The 1,635-nt window shown below is 47.7% G+C and carries 1 protein-coding gene; it reads left to right on the top strand.

Going from position 1 to position 1,635, the window contains the following annotated elements; translation table 11 throughout:
- The first annotated feature begins 70 nt into the window (after window positions 1–70).
- Window positions 71–1,602, top strand: a protein-coding gene (locus tag MHM99_RS21030; RefSeq protein WP_232380321.1) for an IS3 family transposase whose coding sequence is annotated in 2 segments (ribosomal slippage) — window positions 71–518 and window positions 518–1,602 — 1,533 coding nt in all. Because the reading frame shifts where the segments join, the coding sequence is not laid out codon by codon here.
- Window positions 1,603–1,635 lie beyond the last annotated feature (33 nt).

Raw genomic sequence — 1,635 nt, 5'->3', positions numbered from 1 at the left:
CCCCCTGTGTCAGGATAGTTGTCGCCTCAGTTTTTCATAGTATTAGACAGGGTGCGGAAGTTAGGCATGAGTGAGACATTATCCAGAAGAACATAAAAAGGCAGTGGTTAGTAAGTTGATTGAAAGCGGTTTATCATTACGCCAGTTTGCGCAAAGAGAAGGTATTAGCCTGTCTACGTTGTATGGTTGGCGGGACAAGTATACAGAGGCCGATTTCAGTTTGACGAAAAGTAATACGCCAGAGAATTGGACCGCAGAGCAGAAGTTTTCTGCGGTGATAGAGACTGCTGCCATGTCGGAAGTTGAGGTAAGTGAATACTGCCGGAAAAAGGGCCTTTTCCCGGAGCAAATCCAGCAATGGAAACAAAGTTGCATCTCCGGTAATCAATCCGAGGCGGATAAACGTAAACAGCAGGCCCAGGAACGCAAAGCGGATAAGAAGCGCATTAAAGAGCTGGAAAAAGAGCTAAAACGCAAAGACGCAGCTTTAGCCGAAACTGCTGCGCTACTGGTGCTCAGAAAAAAGTTAAATGCCTACTGGGGGGAAGACGAGGACAATTAACCACGTTCTCAGATAGGCAATACTATGTTTCACTGGTTGACGAAGCCGTTAGCTCGGGTGCCAGAAAACACAAAGCCTGTGACATCATCGGCTTATCCCTGCGCACGTTACAACGCTGGCGTGATGCGGATGGGATTCGAGCAGATAAACGCCCGGAGGCGGTCAGGCCGACACCTGCTAATAAACTAACTGAGGTAGAACAACAAGCCATTTTGGATATCTGCAATGAAGAGCGGTTTGCCAGTTTACCGCCCAGTCAGATTGTGCCCATGTTGGCCGATGAGGGAGTTTATCTGGGTTCGGAATCCAGCTTTTACCGTATATTGAAAGCCAATAATCAGCTTAGCCACAGAGGCAAAGCAAAACCCAAAGGTACACTGGCAAAACCTGATGGATTTACGGCTACGGGACCCTGTGAAGTGTGGACCTGGGATATATCGTACTGCCCCTCTACAGTTATTGGTCGGTTCTTTTATCTGTACATGATAATGGATATTTTTAGCCGTAAAGTTGTGGGATGGGAAGTGTATGATTGCGAGTCTGGTGAGCATGCCGCTAACCTATTAGAACGCACGCTATGGTCTGAGAAATGCGTGAATGAAGAGATAATCTTACATTCTGATAATGGCAGTCCGATGAAGAGCCTGACCATGCAAGCTAAGATGATTGAAATGGGCGTTATCGGCTCACGTAGCCGACCCGGTGTCAGTAATGACAACCCTTACTCAGAATCTCTGTTCCGCACAGTCAAATACTGCCATAGATGGCCGAGTGAAGGCTTTAAGTCGCTGGAGGAAGCGCGAGCCTGGGTGCGAGATTTTGTCCGCTGGTATAACACCGAACATCGCCATAGCCGCATAAGATTCGTTACCCCAGAGCAGCGACACAAAGGTGAAGACCAACAGATACTGGCAAAGCGCACTGAGTTATATGCCGAGGCAAAAGTGAGAAATCCAAGTCGTTGGTCTGGTGAAACCAGAAACTGGGATAAGATCGGAAGCGTAGAGCTAAATCCGGAGAATAAAAAAGAAGCAGCTTAACAGCTCAGGCGACAACTACCTTGAAAAACGCCG

The sequence above is a fragment of the Alteromonas sp. MmMcT2-2 genome (assembly GCF_022348305.1).
In the GTDB taxonomy this organism is placed as follows: Bacteria; Pseudomonadota; Gammaproteobacteria; order Enterobacterales; family Alteromonadaceae; genus Alteromonas; species Alteromonas macleodii.
The sequence above is the reverse complement of the archived record's forward strand: the minus strand, read 5'-3'. Positions and strand labels throughout refer to the sequence as shown.